The following is an 18,624-nucleotide window of genomic DNA, read 5'->3' as shown; positions in this document are numbered from 1 at the left end:
CCTAGAGATCCGGTTAATTAACGTAAACAATATTGCCTAACTGCTCGATGGAATTCAGATCTGGGTTATAGGCTGAAAGGGTAATAGACTAAATATTTTATTCCTCATATTCAAACGGTTCTTCACTAGAATAAATTTCATCGAAGAATCCCTTATACGGAATATTGTCTTCCAAACATTTTATGAGATAAGACAGTTCCTCGTCACACTCCGGTTCCTCACCGGTATTCTGCATCACTTCGAATGCATCCACAATATTCTCCATAATGCATACCTTAATAAATAAGGGCAACTTATCCAACATCGAATCGTCGATCTCGGTCTCGGATCTGTATCCCGTGAGGACTGTTCCAAAATACTCATCCATAAACTTTCTACGTTTGCCGGCGTCTGGTTCGAATTGTATCCAGCCCACTCCGTTTGTCCAGAGACTGGCCAAGTCAAACATATACCAACAGAAACAAGAATTATCGAAATCATATACAGTTATTTGTCCGGTATCAAAATCTATCGAGTAATTCCCATCGTTGTAATCAAAATGGATCATACCGTAAGACTCATGGTTCCTGTCCAATTCTTCTAAGGTTTTAAGAAGCTCTACCATCTTCTCCTTAAGTAGAGATAAGGAGCCCGGTATCAGTTTATCGATATATTCGGCATTGTATTTGTCAAAAAAGCTATACCGGCGTTGGACAGGCGTATACCCTTTCGATATTTGGTGCAGTCTACCCAGGGTTTTGCCACAATTATAATAATATTCGGTAATTGGAGCATCTTCTCGGTACCGATAATTATTTTCTACAAGCATTTTTCCCTTAGCCTTTTCAAACAGGCAGACAAAAAAGATGTGGTTATTGTGGGTGATCTCCTCCAGCAGATTCCCCTTTCGGGAGCTGATTACATTTGAGACACTGCCTCCGTGCTCAAATAGATACCGAACAAATTCCACTTCGCCTAGGAAATCTTCTCGGCTCCTGTCTAGTAAGAAAGCGATCCGGAGTATTTTAGCGCTCTCGCCCTCTTTTTCACAGGTATAAACGACATTTCGTCCTCCATCATGTGCCGGAATTCGCTGAATTTCATAGCCTTCTAATCCGAACATCTCTGATACGACTGTAAGTAAATAGGTATCTCCGATTGCAACAACTTCGTTATAATTTATAACTATCTCTCCCTTTCGTGCAAACATTTATGAATTACAAAAATAGCATACCTCAATAATGGCAAGCTCAATGAACTTTTTTGATCATTTTAAGAGGGTGTTCACTCTAATGGGCGCAAACCACTCCATTTGACAATACTCCCCATCATATGCATCCGTATCAATTTTTTCGAAGAAGAATTCGCTATCCAGAAGTTCGTATCTCCCGTTGTGCTCTTTGGCAAGCCTATCGATGGCAGTATACAGCGCCTCTGCGCGTAGTTCGCTAATCTCCTCGTAATGATGGTTTCCAATATAGCGAAAGCCGACGTACATGGAAGCTGGGACGGTGTCGCCTGTAAAGTCGTCAGGAATATCGTTCAGATCCGTTACACGCATAGATGGTAGATAGTACGTCCAACTAAGCGATGAATCAGTTATCCTCGTTAGACCGTAATAGATATTGGGTTCCACCGGATTAGGCACATGATGCCGCTTGTTCCACCAAAACTGTTTGGCAGCTTCGGGTGCTTTGGTCGGTGCTTCAGCAATCTCAATTTGATACCTTCGCCCGATTACATGAAAGGATGGAATCATGACCAGATCCGGCCCGTATACCATATTTCCGCAAACATCGTTCTTTGGAAATAGATGAAGCGGAGGGGTTATGTGAATGTTTTTGCCGGATTCCCTGCATTCGCCAGGCGTTATCCCATATTCGCGTTTGAATGCGCGTATGTAGGTTTGTTCATGTTCATAACCACATTCGATGGCAATATCGAGGACCCGCTTCTCAGTTTGCATCAAATCCTCTAAGCTGACGGCTAGCCTTCGAGAGCGGATATAGCTTTGTAACGGCACGCCAAAAGCGAACTTGAAAAGTCGACGCAAATGAACCGTGGAGATTGGGAGATCGTTCAGATATTCTGTCTCACTCGTACCAGAAACATTTGCTTCTATTCGGGATAGGAGCTCAGAAAGAAGTTTGTATGGTTGTATAACCTATGTCACTCTCCTAGTATGTTTTTGTTCCTTAAAATCCTTAATGGAACATATTTGCTACTAGTGAAATTATACCACAAGATGGAAATTATTTTCTTTTATTACATATATGAAAAAGTTACACTCAAAATTATTCGCCCTACTTATGATACGGTTCAACGTAACATCTATAAAACGAAATAAAATAGGCGAACTCTCATTCAAATTCGAATAAGAATTCACCATTATCTGTTCTGGGTATTTCAATTAAAATCTATAAGGTTTTTTGATGTCGTAACATAACAACTGCTGCTTCTGCTCTAGCCTTTTCTGTGCCTATTTTATTTATTTAGATTTTTTACTGCAACAAGACCAAAAATCATGTACGCTACCTCAGATCGAGTTGCTTCTTTCTTTGGAGCATAGCCCTCCTCGAAGTAACTAGGTATGCCAAGTCCACCTAAAAAAGAAACAGCTTCCTTCGCCCAGTCACTTACCGTATTGGAATCCTCGTATGTATATTGTTCGACTGAGGTTAAGTCAAATCCGAATGTTTTGATTGCTCGTTCTATCATAACTGCCATTTCTTCTCGCGTTACAGGGGCAAGGGGATCAAACACAGTATCCCTCTTTCCCTTTATAAGACCTTCAGTGTATGCCGTCATAACGTAAGAGTAATACCAAGACTTATTCGATACATCATCGAACACAGGCTCTCCTATATACATGCCACCGTACCCTAATGCTCGGACTAAAAAAGTTGCAAACTCTGCCCTTGTAACCTTAGCATAAGGATTGAAGTTACCCTCGGTATCTCCTGTTATTACTCCGAGATTGAATAAGATTGTTGCTTCCTGTGCAGCAAAAGCATCCTTTAGATCAGGGAGTGAACCTTCATCAAGCTTGTTTAAATTAGCATTAGAAAAAAGTAAACCTTTGGAGTGCGTCACATCATTAAGAGTAAGCTCTTTACCCCCATTAGCTGAAACTGAAAGAACAAGACTCAAAGCCAGAATAACCGATATTACAGATACTATAGATTGACGTAGAAATTTCATAACATGTAACCTCCATTATTATCATATCTATATGAAAAGGGGTTACCCCTTGTAATTAAACAATAGACTAAGTGATTAGCTTCCCCATCAAAAGAGGACAGGTCAAAGAAGTCTGTTCCATATAGGATGATAACGACATCCTATAATAACTTGTTAATATGGGTATCCATCATTTGAGACCCTTATTTACTTATGCAATTCCTCCCATTATATTACCACAAAATTACTTAAATAGGTATTTATTATAGTTTAAACCTATAAAAATGTCCTCAAAGACGTTAGCGAATACATTCGCTATTACAACAATTATCATTATACGGAGTGTTTGGGTGGCGTCTATAATAATAGTTTTACTTTTGATCATGTTCTTTTCCAGTGCGATCTCAACCGTTTTCCCAATAAGCATATCTAGGAAGTATTTAAAAGGCATATCATATTTTGAACGTTCAACAATGTCTACACCTGATACATCAAAAATAGCTTTTAATAAAAAAAAGGGAGGTATTTGACGATTGAATCGCCGAATACCTCCCACTATGAAAACTATATGGACTTTTTCAGTGCCCTCGCCGGGCTCTACTGTCTTTTTTGCTTGCGATTAAGTTATTCGCTTAACAGGAATCCATACTTCGTGTATTGAATCGACTTGCTGGTCGTTTACCCAATAATACTTTTCAATACACGGACCTTCGACTTGTTCAAATTTTGCTGACGGAAACCATTCCGAATAGATACGTTTCCAAATAATCTGAATTCCCTGACCACTCTCAACGTCCTCCGTAACTTCTTCCTTGCCCTCGAATACAGCGTAGGTTTGAGGTTGAATATTTAGAGTGGTGAGCCCTGACGGAACTTTGTTCCCTTCCGGCAGCTCATAACCCATCAGATAACGCTTTGTTCCATCATCATCAAAATCATAATGATAACCATAGAGCAGTGTTCCCGCTGATCTACCCAAAGACTCGTTAATTTGATCATGCGTGCCGTTCTTCCATATTTCCTCCACAAATCTAGGAATCTCCGTATAAGCATCATTCTTAATGACTACATCCTTGCCGATTACATGAGTTTCATTTTCTTCCACAATACGATAGTTCATTTCCGAATCTCCCTTGATATGAATTTGAAAGGAGATCCGAGGAAACGACTTGAGCTTTACATCTTTTCTCTTTGCAGCTGAAGGTGTCACACCATGCAACCGTTGAAAAGCTTTGGCGAACGCTTCCGGACTCTCATAACCATACTTAAGTGCGACATCAATTACCTTGCTGTCCGTCCCTGCCAATTCTTCAGCGGCAAGCGTTAGGCGACGATTTCGAACATATATGGTTACAGTGAAACCCGTCAAAGCATGGAACATTCGCTGGAAATGATATTTTGATGACAATGCGGCACTTGCGATGTCATCTAGCTCAAGCTTTGATTGAAGTTGATCTTCAATATAATCAATAGCTAGACGAAGCGAACTTAACGTATCCAATAGACCTCATCTCCTTTCAATTTCATTGTACATAATCAAGCGATTCCATTCCTGTCCGAAGATGCTCATTTCTGTCCAATAATTTCGCCCTACTTATGATACGGTTCACCGTAACACAAATAGGGCGAAAAAAACCTTCATGAAATATATCCATGAAGAGTTTATTCCATAGGATTTCACATATAGAATCTAGGGTTCGTGAGGATATCGATTCATAATGATGTCGATGTCTTCACTACTAACCCGAATGAAGAATACTTTTACGAATCATACTTTTATGCTGACAAGGTAGTACAAATCCAACTGGAAGGTTACCCCGATATCATCTCTGCGAAAAATGCATCGTTGACGTCACGAGATGGTTTGTAAAATCTCCGCTACCTGACTTTCCAAATTGGAGTCGTCAATCGTACCCAAATGTTCCGGCCTAATCATTTGATACTGTTTCATCTTATAATATTCGATAATGGCTTGTTTTAACGTGAGATCATACCATTGGATACTAAAGGTCGGTTCCATAATACGCCGCAGGGTGGCGTCATCTTGAACCAAGGACAGCACGGCATTCATTCGGTTAAACACCTTCTGGTCCATCCCGGCTTCAAAAAAATCCTGCAAATTCTTATTCCGATTTTGTTGGGCATAGACAAGCTTTTCATAAAGTGTCGGATAAAATTCCTTGAGATCTTGCAGAAACAAATCAGATATATAAGCAACGCACAGCACCGATTGCAGAAATGTTTTTTGGAAGCGATCTATAAAAGAGAGGGAATCATCATTTACAACGAGATCAGCCTGCTGCAAATACTGAATTTCATATTCGACTACCTGTTCGATAATATCCTCTTTGGATGAAAAATGTTTATATAACGTCACTTTGCTAATATCCATATATTTTGCGATATCGTCGATTCTCAATTGGCTATACTTGGTCTTTCGAACGATAGGCTTGATTTTATTCATATAATGATTTGCGCTCATTGGTTTTCTCACGACTTAAGCCCCCTTTGATGCTTACTTCACAATAGTATAGCAAAATCGCTAGGATTACAAACTTCATTAACTTATTTTATAAACTTAACCAATTTAGTAAATTTTGTTTACTTTAAAGATTCCTTGCTGTATAATCTTTCCTGTACCTAATCATGCCAATGAGATGAAAGGATGGATACTATGCGTGTATTTGTAACTGGTTCAACGGGGTTCATCGGTTCTGCCGTCGTACGCGAACTTCTCAATGCGGGGCATCAGGTTGTTGGACTCGCCCGCTCGGATAAGTCCGCCACAGCGTTGAAGGCGTCCGGCGCCGAAGTACACCGCGGCGACCTCGATGACCTTGATAGCCTGCGAGAAGGTGCCAGATCGGCAGACGGGGTCATTCACTTGGCCTTCAAACACGACTTCGCCAGCTTTGAGGCGGCTGCAGCAGCCGACAGTCTGGCGATCGAGGCCATGGGATCGGTGCTCAAGGGTACCGGGAAACCATTCGTGGCCACCTCAGGCACATTGATGCTCATACCAGGAATCCTGGGGACGGAAGAACAAGCGTCGACGCAATCTACGCCGCGACGCTCCGAGGAGGCAGCGCTTGAGCTGGCTGAGCACGGGGTGCGGTCATCGATCGTCCGCCTCGCGCCGTCCGTACATGGTGAGGGCGAGCAGGGCTTCGTTCCGACCCTCATCGAGATCGCGCGTCAAAAAGGGGTTTCAGCCTATGTGGGAGATGGACTCAACCGATGGCCGGCAGTACATCAATTGGATGCAGCACGTCTTTTTAGACTGGTGCTTGACAAAGGCGACAAGAAAGCCATCTATCACGGGGTCACCGAAGAAGGAGTGCCCTTCCGGGATATTGCCGGCGTCATCGGACGTCACTTAAACCTGCCGGTGGTCAGCATCACCCGTGAAGAGGCAGACGCTCACTTCGGTTGGCTCTCCTTCGCTGCCTCCACGGATAATCCAGCGTCGAGCTCGCTGACAAAGGAACGCTTAGGATGGCATCAGGTCCACCCTAGCCTGATCCAAGACCTTGAACAGGGCCACTATTTTAATAGGTGAGAAAAGGTTGTAGTTGAATTACGGTTGTTGGAAATAGGTTGAAAGATGACACAAACAAAGCTCGCTGCGACAGCGAGCTTCTTTAATATATAGACTGTAAAAGATTACCCGCCTCCTACGTGCAAGTGTACTCCCGGATTGGCCCTTCGACTCCTTGCTCCACCGCTTTCCGTTCCCGCTGCGCAAGACCCTAATGCACATGACTTTCGTTGGGAATGAAAGCCCATCCTCTAACTGTTTGCCAGCATTGTGTATTTGTTATCTTTATCTTTATTAATTTTTTCTACTAACCCTTTCTTGCAAAGCCCTTTTGCCAAAAATTTCGCCCTATTTATGGTATGGTTCTCCCCGATTAATCTTCACCCCACGATACACCTGCTCAATCAACACCAACCGCATCAACTGATGCGGCAACGTCATTCTTCCAAAACTCAACCGTTGATTCGCCCGCTTCAGCACATTGCTCGACAATCCATTACTTCCACCTATAACAAAAGCCACGTGGCTTTTTCCATACGTGGCTAGCTTGTCTAGTTGCTGGGCAAGGTCCTCACTTGACCATAGCTCTCCATCAATTGCGAGAGCGACCACATGAGCTTCTTGCTTTATTTGAGCGAGGATTTTCTCTCCCTCGCGATCTCTTACTTGTTCTTCTTCTGCAGCACTCATCGTTTCTGGTGCTTTCTCGTCCGGCACTTCAGAAAGGGTTAATTTAATATATGGCCCTAATCGCTTCGCATACTCGGCCATACCCATTACGAGATACTTTTCTTTCAGCTTTCCTACTGCAATAATCTGTATATGCATCTAGACCACCAACACTACAGCGGCTTCCTCACACAAATCGCATTTACGCGGTGGGTCCCAGTCTGCAAATTCTGTTTCGTTCAAATCAACCATATCTGGTGCATCCTCATATTCATCTACAAAAAGTTCAATTGCTTCGTCAATACATTCTTTACATACACAATACATAGCGTCTCTTCCTATCTGTGAGGTTGTTATTCATTATTATTCCTACTTATTACGGCGTATTTTCGCCAAGTGTGACCTTCGTCTGCAGCAGTTCTTTGCCACGATAGTAATGAACGATCATCTCTTCGCCAACTTGCTTATGATCGTATAGATATTTACGAAGCTTACGTATACTATTCACCTTCGTATCATCCAATTGCACGATAACATCGTTATATTGTAATTCAGCTTTAAGTGCAGGGCCTTGTACCTCTGTAATTAAAACACCTTCATACACTCCTCGTGGCAAACTAAGCTGCGATTCGCCTTCGGTACCTTCTTCATCCTTATCCGCTTCTTGATCTAACTCCTGCTGTGCCCAATACTGCTGCAGATCAAGCATACCTATACCTAGAAATGGCCTAGATACATAACCCTGCTCAATTAACTGATCGATAATTGGCATGACATTGTTGATCGGAATCGCATAACCAATACTTTCAACGCCAAAATTCGAGATTTTCATACTATTAATCCCTATCACTTGACCGTTCAGATCAATGAGCGGTCCACCACTATTTCCTTGATTAATGGCTGCATCGACACGAATAACTTCCTGCTCCCAGTCCATAACCCCATTCTGATTAAGCGACACTGCGATTGTTTCATTCGTGACACTGACAACGCCAAGCGTAATCGATTCACCCATCCCAAGTGGATTTCCAATAGCTAATACAAACTCAGCTGCACGTAATAAAGAGGAATCTCCGATCTCTGCTACATTCTCGATACCTTTAGCCTTTATTTTCAATACAGCGAGGTCTGTAATTTGATCTAATCCGACGATTTCCGCCTCGCGTTTCTCACCTGTTGTTAACACCGCCTGCACACGTCCTGCACTGGCAACGACATGAAAGTTCGTAATAATATAAGCGTAAGTATCATCCTTCTTAATAATAAGTCCTGAACCTACCCCTGCTTCCTTATATACACTACCTTCATCACTTTCCGGATCAACGATTTTACTATCGAGACCCAGTGTGAATTTCTGCTCATTAATAATGCTTACGACGGCTGGTCGTACTTTATCTGTCGCTTGAACGGCACGCTGTGACGGATCAAGACCAGCAATTTCACGATCAGAGGGCGCTCCTCCGCCAAAGCCAAATATAAATCCGAATAGCAAGCAAGCTACTATAGCGCTTGAGAATGATGAGATCAATGCAATTTGCAGTGTTGATAGCTTACCTACTTTCCAATCACGTAAAAAAGGCTGCTGCCTACGTGAACGCTTACCTACTCCAAATTGCTCCCGTAACGCTTTACGTGAAACTTTTGATGAGTAAAAATCGTCATCAAACAAGCCCATACTATAATCGCCCCTCTCCACTATTCTATATCTTACTAACCTTTCCCATGAAATAGGAATGTTTTTGCGAGATTAGACTACACTAATAAGAGACTACTTATGCAAATCATTTATAAACACAAAAAATTCCTATAGGGGGCTTATTATATGTCAACTTCTTATTCATTAGAACATGTTCAGTTAGCCGCACAATTAGCTGACTTAAAGCAAGAGCATTACCATACCCTTCTTACATTGAACGCTCTAATTGCTATTCTAACTTCGAAAGGACTCGTTAACGATGCGGAGCTACAACGAACGATGAATCGGATTGATCGAACACTTGAACAGCTTATTGCAAACCTAACCCATCCCAAGGTGTCGGTCGATCAGCAAAGGTAGGTCTTAGCGGAAACTCCTCCCGCTTATAAAATATTCCATTACTTTCGAATATAGAATTAACAGTTAACATAGCTAGGTCCATCTGATTATGATCCTGGCTAAGATGTGCCAAATATACACGCTTTGTACGATCCGTCATTAACTCTATCAAAGCTTCTCCTGCAGCAACATTCGATAGATGACCAACATCGCTAAGTATGCGACGCTTAATATTCCAAGGATAACGCCCGATTCGCAGCATCTCAGTATCATGATTAGATTCTAATACAAGCACATCACAATCAATAATTTGTTGTTTTACCTTTTCACTTACATAGCCAAGGTCAGTAGCAACACCTAATCGTTGTCCGTCTTGTTCAAATGTGTAGCCTACTGGCTCGGCCGCGTCATGAGAAATATTATACGTATGCACATCCATAGATCCGAACTTCAAGCTTTCGCCACTTTCGAACACATTGCGTTTCTCTGGGCTAATGGTACCAACATGACGTTCCAACGCACCCCATGTTGCTTCATTTGCATAAATTGGTAGATTATGCTTTCTAGCAAATGCCCCTAAACCTTTAATATGATCAGAATGCTCATGGGTAACAAGCAGTGCATCAATCGACTGTCCACTAATACCTTGCTGTTTCATTAACTCATCGAGCTTTTTGGCACTTAATCCGGCGTCAATCATCACCGTCTTATCATTGCCTTCTATAATTGTCGCGTTTCCTGTAGAGCCGCTCGCTAGTACTGTAAATCGTAATCCCATAATACTTCGTTCATATCCCTTCTCCTGGCTGACAGGAGCCTTTATAGCTTGTCCTCCGTATTGTCAGTTAATACCTCTCCACTAATAGCATCAACATAATAAACTTTACTATCATCTAGCATAACACGCCACGCCGGCGTTGCAACCTGAACTTCTGAGTCAAATATTTGTCCATAGTATCCTAGCTGAATATCTACAATGACTACACCGTTTTCTAGATACGATTCAATTAAGCTAGATACTATTTTTGAAGCAGATAATACTTGCTGCTCCTCACCTGTACCTGTAATTTCCACTCGATCCTGCAAAAACGCTGTAATTTTCAAATTACTATTGTATAACTCTAGCTTCGTCTGGAACATCGGGCGTCCATTGACCATCCGTTGCAAGACGAACACACCATCACGACTACTATGCACATCATACGCATACTCCGATAGATCCGGAATGAGATCACCTAGTGACTTAGTCAATTGCTTACTAATGAAAACCACTGAACTGTCTACAGGTGGATTAATAGGCGCTGCTTTATGATTTTCCATACTATCAGACTGTAATAAATAGGTGAGGTCACCCATTCGCGGCGTTTCCGACGGTAAATTAGTAGACAGCGTAATTTTTTTCTGTTGCATGAGCTGCAGCTTATCCGCAGGCAACTCAGCCGTATTGGCGTTAGCATTCACTTCCGTACGCACTTCACTCCATAGCTGATAACCAAGTAATAGATTAAGCATCAGAAAAGAGAAAATCAACGCACTCTTAGCCCGACTCCAGTCCACGAATGTTCACCTCCTAAAACTTTTCGTTACTAACTTGAATAACTTTCTGCAAACGAAAAGTTACTTCGAAAGCATAAGCCAAACTTTTCGTTAGCTCCTTAGAATCACTTCTCGAATACGAAAAGTTACTTCGTAAGCATATACCAAACTTTTTGTAACTCCCTGAGTAACCTCTTGTAAACGAAAAGTTACCTCGTAAGCATATACCAAACTTTTAAATGTTATTACTACTTAGGTCACATACACCAACCTACAAAGAAAAGAGGCACTATGTCCAATCTATTCGAGCAATAGTACTGTTGTAATGCTAAAATTGACGCTACAGATGATCTTTTCGAGCAATAGTACTCCTGTAACGTCAAAATTGACGCTACAGATGATCTTTTCGAGCAATAGTGCTGCTGTAACACCAAAATTGATGCTACAGATGATCTTTTCGAGTAATAGTACTGCTGTAACACCAAAATTGACGCTACAGACGATCTTATCGAGCAATAGTGCTGCTGTAACACCAAAATTGATGCTACAGATGATCTTTTCGAGCAATAGTGCTGCTGTAACACCAAAATTGATGCTACAGACGATCTTTTCGAGTAATAGTACTGCTGTAACGTCAAAATTGATGCTACAGATGATCTTTTCGAGTAATAGTACTGCTGTAACGTCAAAATTGACGCTACAGACAATCTTTTCGAGCAATAGTGCTGCTGTAACACCAAAATTGATGCTACAGATGATCTTTTCGAGTAATAGTACTGCTATAACACCAAAATTGACGCTACAGACGATCTTATCGAGCAATAGTGCTGCTGTAACACCAAAATTGATGCTACAGACGATCTTTTCGAGCAATAGTACTGCTGTAACGTCAAAATTGATGCTACAGATGATCTTTTCGAGTAATAGTACTGCTGTAACGTCAAAATTGATGCTACAGATGATCTTTTCGAGTAATAGTACTGCTGTAACACCAAAATTGACGCTACAGACGATCTTATCGAGCAATAGTGCTGCTGTAACACCAAAATTGACGCTACAGATGATCTTTTCGAGTAATAGTACTGCTGTAACACCAAAATTGACGCTACAGACGATCTTATCGAGCAATAGTGCTGCTGTAACACCAAAATTGATGCTACAGACGATCTTTTCGAGTAATAGTACTGCTGTAACGTCAAAATTGACGCTACAGACAATCTTTTCGAGCAATAGTGCTGCTGTAACACCAAAATTGATGCTACAGATGATCTTTTCGAGTAATAGTACTGCTGTAACACCAAAATTGACGCTACAGACAATCTTATCGAGCAATAGTGCTGCTGTAACACCAAAATTGATGCTACAGACGATCTTTTTGAACAACAGTGCCGCTGTAACGTCAAAATTGACGTTACAGACGATCCGTTCGAGCTACTAGCTCTCTCTTATCTTGAAACGAATTCCCCCAGAAGCATCAGCAATATTCATTACCACCACGCTCACAGCTCTTTCTTCGCACGATCTAGAATGTCCGGATCAATGCCCGGCAGCATCGCGTCCATTAATACTTCCTCTGTTGCATCCTGCAGTTGTACTGCCCACACAGGAATAAATTTAACTTGATTATCGCTTTGTGGAACTGCTGTCAGTGCTGGGAAAATCGCAACGACTTCATCTTTATTGCTATAGGACTCCAGTTGACTCCTCAACCCTGTACCTCCAAATAACCAACGAATCGTTTTAGATTCTGCTACGCTAGGCAATGAAATTAGTGTACGTTCATACTCGACAACGACACCTTGCTGGAATCCCAATTGAATATATCCATAATTGAATGGACTTATATCAATAACAGGATACTGCTCAATATATTTGCGGAAGCGTACATATTTCTCATCTGCCTCTGGTACATTTGCTAATTGATAACTGGAATCCCATCCACCATGCTGGTTGACAAAATCAACGGCTACGTATACATTTTCACTCGCTGGAGCTGTATTCGTCTGTGATGCCGTCGAATTGGAATAACTAATCCATAATCCATTTTGCTCAACCTTCAGACCGCGCTTTCCATCGGTATAAATTTGTGAGCCTGAACGATTCACAATCGCTCTAGTTGTACTAGAATCAAAGAAAAGACTACGCTGCATCTGCTCTGGCGTAATAACATCATAGCCAAAACTATATTCTGTAGCTTGAATCGGATCAATCGCAACATATAAATGCTCATTAAGATATTCGTAACGTGGCAAGTACTCGCCAAACCCTACATAATCTTGAAGATCCTTCACCGTTAGATCGACTCGCACCGCTTCATACACAGTTGATCCATTTTTCTCAAAGAAAAAGGCATGTACCTCTTCCGATTCTTTAATTGCATAAATGTAAATACGATCAATTTGCGTTGCCGCATGAACCCCATCTGTCTCAATCTTCAATAGCTTCTTCAATAGATCAAAGGAAATACCATTGCGAAATGATAGCTCAATACCTTGATGATCTCGCTTCAGCTGCGTCCAATCCATTGCCTTGTTAGCAACCAATTGCAGACCTTTTAATTCACGATTAGCAAGACGTTGACGAACGATCAGATCGTAGAATTGTGTATTGGGATAAACAATCGTATGCTTGTCCTCACCAAGATGAAGTATTAATTCCTCCGGATATATCACACTCTCTACATTACTTATCTTACCGATTAACTCCGTATTTACATAATCTTGATCACTTCTCGTGGTCGTACCAAGCCATGGCATTCGATACGCAAGGAAATACGTCTGAAGTAAGCTTAAAACAACTAGAAACACTAATAAAGCGGACTTAAATCGCTCCATCATTTGGATTTCCCTCCTTCCTGTAGCAAGGGCAAACTAAATGTAACCTTTGATCCTACATTTAATTCAGATTCAAGCGCTATTTTGCCTCCATGCTTCTTCACAATTTCCCGGGCAATTGATAATCCTAAGCCCGTACCGCCCATATTACGGGATCTCGCCTTATCGACACGATAGAAACGATCAAAAATTTTCGTTAGATCCTTCGCAGGAATTCCAATCCCTGAATCTTGAACACTAATATCAAGGGATGCATTCTCTCTTGATTTCATAGCAATTAATGTAATCTTGCCACCATCGAGCGTGTATTTCACCGCATTGGAAATTAAATTATCGAGCACTTGATCGATTTGATCGCGATCAAGCCATATGTTACGAACACCTTTTCCTACTCTAACCGTTACCGTAATCCGCTTCTGACGTAATTGGAACGAGAAGCGATCTGCTACTTCATCTAACATATCTTGAATATTCGTTTGTTGACGACGAAGTGGCGCTTGATTCGAATCTAGTCGTGACAAATGCAATAGATCACTAACAAGACGGATCATACGCTCTGTCTCATTACTAATTACACCAACAAATCGTTCAGACAGCTCACGTTCTTCTAACGCTCCATCATTCAACGCTTCTGCGTAGCTTTTAATCGTTGTTAGTGGTGTTCGTAGCTCGTGAGATACATTGGCTACAAATTGACGGCGAGATAATTCAAGCTTCTCTTGTTCGGTAACATCTTGTAGTACCGCAATTGCGCCAGTAATCCCACGATCCCGCCGATGAATTGGCGATAATGTCACTTTCAAAATACTATCTTCTTCCGTTGATGTATCGTAGTCAGGACTATCTCTTCGAATGATAAAGCTTTGCATACGTCCTTGTTGTAGAGACTGCTCTTGCTCCTTACTCAATTCTAATACTTCTGGTAATCCTTTATCCTGCAATGTACCGAGCTCTAATAATTCCAATGCGCGTTTATTCCATATAATGACCTGTTTATTCTCATCCACTGCCAATACGCCATCACTCATATTGGAAAGAACGGATATTAGCTTTTCATTCTCTTCCTCGTTCGATGATAATGCTTCCTTTAACCGAATCGTCATCTCATTGAATGCCATACTAAGACGAGCGATCTCATCATTACCAAGTACGGGTGCTTTCATATCGAAATGCCCTTCTGCTACAAGCTCAGCCTGGCGCGTTAATCCTTGGATCGGATGCGTAATCGTATGCGCAAGCACTACACCGAGCACACCTGTCAAACCGAGCGCAATAATAGTACCCGAGAAAAAGATTTGATTTACACGATTCATCGTACCGTACACTTCTGTCATTGAAGCAACAATATGTACTGCTCCAACTATTTTATCGTTATGAGTAACAGGCACTGCGATCATCTTCTTACGCGAGCCATCTTCCTCAATGTATTCTTCTTCATTATCAGAAATATTTTGCAGGGCACGGCTGACCGCTAACGACTTATTTTTCTGCCCAATGTACGATTGATGAAGCTGCAGCGATGTCGCAACGATTTTACCATTCGCGTCAAGCACTTGCACTTCTGCCCCACTAATACTGAACAAATTACGGACAACAAGATTCAAATCCTCCGAAGTATTATCCGATGAATCCGTATCATTATCTATACTAGGCGATAGACTCGGAGCTGCAAACTTTGCAAGAATATCAGCTTGTTCCTTCAAATTATTCGTAAAGTTATTCACTAACGATGTCTTTACTGCACTTATAAAGTACACGCCAATCAATTGCATCGCTACGAGAATAAGTAATAAATAAATAATAACAAGCTTTACTTGAATCGTTTGAAAGTACTGTTTCAGCTTCATTATAAACTCCCGAATTTAGGATTACGCATCATATAACCTAGTCCACGACGAGTTAAAATGTATTCTGGACGACTGGGGTCATTCTCGATTTTTTCACGCAATCGACGAATCGTTACATCGACGGTACGTACATCTCCGAAATATTCAAATCCCCATACTGCCTGTAATAAATGTTCGCGTGTCATCACTTTCCCGCAATGCTTAGCCAAATAATGAACAAGCTCAAATTCACGATGGGTTAGCTCTATCGGCTCTCCATCCTTATATAAAGCGTACATATCGGTATCAATAAATAGATTAAACAAACTAAATCCTTGTTGTTCAAAGCTACCCTGATCATGACCGTCTTCAGCCAATAACTCCTGTGCAAGCATCGTTGACTTCTTCTGTCTTCGCAGATGTGCCTTTACCCGTGCAAGTAATTCACGTGTACTAAAGGGCTTTGTTACGTAATCATCGGCACCTAGCTCTAACCCAAGCACTTTATCAATTTCCGTATCCTTCGCGGTTAGCATAATAATCGGCATATGCAGCTTTGCTCTTACTTCGCGGCACACATCCATTCCATCCTTAATGGGAAGCATCAGATCTAGCAGCATCAGATCTGGTTGCTCTTCAAAGGCAAGACGAATGGCTTCTTCACCATCGAATGCGCAAATGACTTCATATCCTTCTTTTTCTAAGCTAAATTTCAAAATATCTGCAATCGGCTGCTCATCATCTACTACTAATATTTTTCCGTACATGCGCAAACACCGCCTCATTTATCCTTCTTATATATACTATTTTACCATAGCCTTACCGCTTGTACTCAATGATTGCAGTATAGTTTTCTAATAATTTTTGAATAGCTGTCAACATAACAAAAAACGAGCACAAAAGTATAGATACTTTTGTACTCGTCCTTCAATATATAAAAAATTATAAATAGCTAAGTGGATTCACGTTGCTACCATCTTTCAAAATTTCGAAGTGAAGATGTACGCCTGTAGAGCGACCAGTATTACCCATAATACCGATCTTGTCACCCTGACTCAACTTATCTCCTTTACTTACATCAAAGGACTTAAGATGACCGTACAATGTTTTATATCCGTTTTGATGGTCAATAATAATAGTATTTCCATAACCACTTTTCGATCCAACAAATTCAACTACTCCAGCATCCGCTGCTTTTATGCTTTTATTACCTGTAAGATCAATTCCTTTATGACTTCTACCCCAACGGGAACCATATTTACTAGAAAGTCGAGAATTAGATACTGGATATGCAAATTGACCAGAGCCAACACCAGCTATAATCATCGTACCTTTTTCAATAATAGTAGGAACTGCTTCGACAATAACTTCCTTAGATATTAATTCTTCAGTAAGAATGTATCCATTCTCTTTGTAAATACTATACGTTAACTTTTGCGAACCTACCGATCCTTCTTGAATCGTTTTATTTTCGCCTTCACGAATTTCATTGTTTTTAACATATTCAATAGGAATAGCAATTTCTTCTATCTCTATTGATTTTTCCGTAGATTTTACTGTTATTTCCGGCATACGAACCGTTAAGTCTAGCTCATCTCCGGCAGTAATTTTGTCGCCTACAATGGAAGGGTTATTCTCATAGATGACTTGCTCAGAAATACCAAGTTTATGAGCGATACAACCTACACAATCGCCCTTCTGCACAACATATTTCGTTGGCTTCGTACTGCCATCAACAATGGTAGAATATAAAGCATCTTCATCCATAATAGAAGTTGGCTCTGTAACAGTATTCTCTACATTAACATCTTCTACGAAACCAATTTCTGTAACGACTGTAGAAGGTTCATCTGAGCTTACTGTAGCTGGCTCATCTGTCTTTGCATCAACTGCATTATAAGATAATGATTCGATCGTTTGACTCTTTGATTCTGCACTTGCTAGTGCAGGCGCATATTCACTTTGTAGTCTACTTAAAATATTAGTAGCAGTTGCTTCATCCTTAACGATACCTAATGTTTTACCGTCAACTACGACAGCTACTCCGACTGCATGTGATGTAAAGGATTGTTCAAGCGCACTTAGTGTTGCATCTGTATCAGCGTACAACTTAAAAGCTGTTTCACTTTCATATGTAAGTTCGCCTGTCTCTAGCACCATATTAATACCTGGATTATTATTAGCTAATTCTAATTGTTCATCACTTATTAACTTTTCCACTTCATTCTTAGTATCTACTGAACCGATTATCGTTCCATTTTGATAAACATGAAAAATCTCAAATGTATTATTAGTCCTATATTCATTATATTGTTGAACGCCGATAACGCCTGCAGTTGTTAGTAGAATTATGGCTCCACCTATAAGTTGGGTGGATTTTTTACGCCAAAGTGGTGTTGATGGTATCAATGCATCGGTCTGTTCATCTGGTTCAGCTTTTACTGCTTGAGAGTCTACTGGACGAATCTTACTAACTAGCTTATCTACTAATTTCGTAACTGATTCTTTCAAACGACTCATGTCCCCGAATCCGGTCATGATATTCTCCTTTTAGCACTTTTGCTCTTATTAAAGTATCCCCACAGAAAAAAGACAAACGCTCCTGATAGGATCATCCGCCTTTAACTTTAACATAGGATTTACAAATTGAGCAACCTTTGGAGTTTTTTAATCACATTAATATTTCTTAAGAATTAAATGAGAGACTTATAATGTTTCATAATATTTGCTGTTATGTTGATATATTGGTTTTGTGAAAAAACCGTATAATAACTTGGTATATCATTTCATACATTAGTGTACAAAGAGCGGGCAACATGAGGGCATCAAAAAAAGCGAAGCTCTAGGGAAATCCTAGAACACTTCGCTTTTCATTTCCTACTTACTTAAACGTAGCAGTATTAGTTGATTGATACCAAACCACTTTAGCACCGATTGTATCACTTAATATACGCAATGGAGAATAAGTAGAACGATTCCGTCAATACTTGATTTTTGCTACCTCATGAGAACTAATCAAAAGTGTTT

General features: G+C 40.8%; 17 protein-coding genes and 1 pseudogene. 2 read left to right on the top strand and 16 right to left on the bottom strand.

The window, feature by feature from the left end:
* Window positions 1-97: 97 nt before the first annotated feature.
* The 6 genes and pseudogenes from AC1TPB_RS07095 to AC1TPB_RS07070 all read right to left on the bottom strand — a co-directional run bounded on the left by AC1TPB_RS07095 (window position 98) and on the right by AC1TPB_RS07070 (window position 5,653).
* On the bottom strand, window positions 98-1,189 hold the full coding sequence (locus AC1TPB_RS07095) for a phosphotransferase enzyme family protein (RefSeq protein ID WP_482075843.1): 1,092 nt from the start codon (window positions 1,187-1,189) through the stop codon (window positions 98-100).
* Between the two features lie 57 nt (window positions 1,190-1,246).
* Window positions 1,247-2,047 carry a helix-turn-helix domain-containing protein gene (locus AC1TPB_RS07090; RefSeq protein WP_482076072.1) on the bottom strand — a complete coding sequence of 267 codons (801 nt, stop codon included), beginning with the start codon at window positions 2,045-2,047 and terminating at the stop codon, window positions 1,247-1,249.
* 416 nt (window positions 2,048-2,463) lie between these two features.
* On the bottom strand, window positions 2,464-3,180 hold the full coding sequence (locus AC1TPB_RS07085) for an S-layer homology domain-containing protein (RefSeq protein ID WP_482075842.1): 717 nt from the start codon (window positions 3,178-3,180) through the stop codon (window positions 2,464-2,466).
* Between the two features lie 322 nt (window positions 3,181-3,502).
* Window positions 3,503-3,676: pseudogene (locus AC1TPB_RS07080) on the bottom strand (IS5/IS1182 family transposase); the annotation flags it as partial.
* Window positions 3,677-3,778: 102 nt separating this feature from the next.
* A complete protein-coding gene (locus tag AC1TPB_RS07075) occupies window positions 3,779-4,660 on the bottom strand; it encodes an AraC family transcriptional regulator (RefSeq protein WP_482075841.1) in 882 nt (293 codons plus the stop codon).
* A gap of 351 nt (window positions 4,661-5,011) precedes the next feature.
* Window positions 5,012-5,653, bottom strand: a complete 642-nt coding sequence (locus AC1TPB_RS07070; protein ID WP_482075840.1) for a TetR/AcrR family transcriptional regulator — start codon at window positions 5,651-5,653, stop codon at window positions 5,012-5,014.
* Between the two features lie 180 nt (window positions 5,654-5,833).
* On the opposite strand from AC1TPB_RS07070, the gene AC1TPB_RS07065 reads away from it, so the two are divergent.
* Window positions 5,834-6,718, top strand: a complete 885-nt coding sequence (locus tag AC1TPB_RS07065; RefSeq protein WP_482063919.1) for an SDR family oxidoreductase — start codon at window positions 5,834-5,836, stop codon at window positions 6,716-6,718.
* Between the two features lie 327 nt (window positions 6,719-7,045).
* On the opposite strand, the gene rlmH is transcribed toward AC1TPB_RS07065, so the two are convergent.
* The 3 genes from rlmH to AC1TPB_RS07050 are packed head-to-tail and all read right to left on the bottom strand — an operon-like array spanning window position 7,046 to window position 9,041.
* Window positions 7,046-7,525 (bottom strand): 23S rRNA (pseudouridine(1915)-N(3))-methyltransferase RlmH, encoded by a 480-nt coding sequence (rlmH, locus tag AC1TPB_RS07060; protein WP_482075839.1) that lies wholly within the window; start codon window positions 7,523-7,525, stop codon window positions 7,046-7,048.
* Window positions 7,526-7,693: a CxxH/CxxC protein gene (locus AC1TPB_RS07055; protein ID WP_482063921.1), complete on the bottom strand. Its 168-nt coding sequence runs from the start codon at window positions 7,691-7,693 to the stop codon at window positions 7,526-7,528. It lies immediately after the preceding gene.
* A gap of 49 nt (window positions 7,694-7,742) precedes the next feature.
* Window positions 7,743-9,041 (bottom strand): S1C family serine protease, encoded by a 1,299-nt coding sequence (locus AC1TPB_RS07050; protein ID WP_482075838.1) that lies wholly within the window; start codon window positions 9,039-9,041, stop codon window positions 7,743-7,745.
* Between the two features lie 147 nt (window positions 9,042-9,188).
* Here AC1TPB_RS07050 and AC1TPB_RS07045 point away from each other — a divergent pair, with 147 nt between their 5' ends.
* Window positions 9,189-9,422 (top strand): hypothetical protein, encoded by a 234-nt coding sequence (locus AC1TPB_RS07045; RefSeq protein WP_482063923.1) that lies wholly within the window; start codon window positions 9,189-9,191, stop codon window positions 9,420-9,422.
* Here the strand turns inward: AC1TPB_RS07045 and AC1TPB_RS07040 are convergent.
* The 7 genes from AC1TPB_RS07040 to AC1TPB_RS07010 all read right to left on the bottom strand — a co-directional run bounded on the left by AC1TPB_RS07040 (window position 9,373) and on the right by AC1TPB_RS07010 (window position 18,135).
* Window positions 9,373-10,179, bottom strand: a complete 807-nt coding sequence (locus AC1TPB_RS07040) for an MBL fold metallo-hydrolase (protein ID WP_482075837.1) — start codon at window positions 10,177-10,179, stop codon at window positions 9,373-9,375. The genes AC1TPB_RS07045 and AC1TPB_RS07040 overlap by 50 nt on opposite strands.
* A 41-nt stretch (window positions 10,180-10,220) precedes the next feature.
* Window positions 10,221-10,958 (bottom strand): two-component system regulatory protein YycI, encoded by a 738-nt coding sequence (yycI, locus tag AC1TPB_RS07035; RefSeq protein ID WP_482063925.1) that lies wholly within the window; start codon window positions 10,956-10,958, stop codon window positions 10,221-10,223.
* A 279-nt stretch (window positions 10,959-11,237) separates the two neighbouring features.
* Window positions 11,238-12,320 carry a hypothetical protein gene (locus tag AC1TPB_RS07030; RefSeq protein WP_482075836.1) on the bottom strand — a complete coding sequence of 361 codons (1,083 nt, stop codon included), beginning with the start codon at window positions 12,318-12,320 and terminating at the stop codon, window positions 11,238-11,240.
* Window positions 12,321-12,436: 116 nt separating this feature from the next.
* Window positions 12,437-13,774, bottom strand: coding sequence for a YycH family regulatory protein (locus tag AC1TPB_RS07025; protein ID WP_482075835.1), 1,338 nt, complete (start codon window positions 13,772-13,774; stop codon window positions 12,437-12,439).
* A complete protein-coding gene (gene walK, locus AC1TPB_RS07020; protein ID WP_482075834.1) occupies window positions 13,771-15,618 on the bottom strand; it encodes a cell wall metabolism sensor histidine kinase WalK in 1,848 nt (615 codons plus the stop codon). The genes AC1TPB_RS07025 and walK overlap by 4 nt, the downstream gene beginning before the upstream one ends.
* A complete protein-coding gene (gene yycF / locus AC1TPB_RS07015) occupies window positions 15,618-16,364 on the bottom strand; it encodes a response regulator YycF (RefSeq protein WP_482075833.1) in 747 nt (248 codons plus the stop codon). Before yycF ends, walK begins: the two co-directional genes overlap by 1 nt.
* 175 nt (window positions 16,365-16,539) lie before the next feature.
* Complete coding sequence (locus AC1TPB_RS07010) at window positions 16,540-18,135, bottom strand: peptidoglycan DD-metalloendopeptidase family protein (protein WP_482075832.1); 1,596 nt, start codon at window positions 18,133-18,135, stop codon at window positions 16,540-16,542.
* Between the last annotated feature and the right edge of the window lie 489 nt (window positions 18,136-18,624).

Source organism: Paenibacillus sp. Y951 (genome assembly GCF_056786395.1).
Note: the sequence above shows the minus strand (reverse complement) of the source record. Positions and strands in the feature narration are given on the sequence as shown.

Excerpts from the sequence above, each read along its gene's own strand:
- AC1TPB_RS07095 (WP_482075843.1), bottom strand. The coding sequence starts at position 1,189 with ATGTTTGCACGAAAGGGAGAGATAGTTATAAATTATAACGAAGTTGTT.
- AC1TPB_RS07085 (WP_482075842.1), bottom strand. The coding sequence starts at position 3,180 with ATGAAATTTCTACGTCAATCTATAGTATCTGTAATATCGGTTATTCTG.
- AC1TPB_RS07065 (WP_482063919.1), top strand. The coding sequence starts at position 5,834 with ATGCGTGTATTTGTAACTGGTTCAACGGGGTTCATCGGTTCTGCCGTC.
- rlmH (WP_482075839.1), bottom strand. The coding sequence starts at position 7,525 with ATGCATATACAGATTATTGCAGTAGGAAAGCTGAAAGAAAAGTATCTC.
- AC1TPB_RS07055 (WP_482063921.1), bottom strand. The coding sequence starts at position 7,693 with ATGTATTGTGTATGTAAAGAATGTATTGACGAAGCAATTGAACTTTTT.
- AC1TPB_RS07050 (WP_482075838.1), bottom strand. The coding sequence starts at position 9,041 with ATGGGCTTGTTTGATGACGATTTTTACTCATCAAAAGTTTCACGTAAA.
- AC1TPB_RS07045 (WP_482063923.1), top strand. The coding sequence starts at position 9,189 with ATGTCAACTTCTTATTCATTAGAACATGTTCAGTTAGCCGCACAATTA.
- AC1TPB_RS07040 (WP_482075837.1), bottom strand. The coding sequence starts at position 10,179 with ATGGGATTACGATTTACAGTACTAGCGAGCGGCTCTACAGGAAACGCG.
- AC1TPB_RS07025 (WP_482075835.1), bottom strand. The coding sequence starts at position 13,774 with ATGATGGAGCGATTTAAGTCCGCTTTATTAGTGTTTCTAGTTGTTTTA.
- walK (WP_482075834.1), bottom strand. The coding sequence starts at position 15,618 with ATGAAGCTGAAACAGTACTTTCAAACGATTCAAGTAAAGCTTGTTATT.
- yycF (WP_482075833.1), bottom strand. The coding sequence starts at position 16,364 with ATGTACGGAAAAATATTAGTAGTAGATGATGAGCAGCCGATTGCAGAT.
- AC1TPB_RS07010 (WP_482075832.1), bottom strand. The coding sequence starts at position 18,135 with ATGACCGGATTCGGGGACATGAGTCGTTTGAAAGAATCAGTTACGAAA.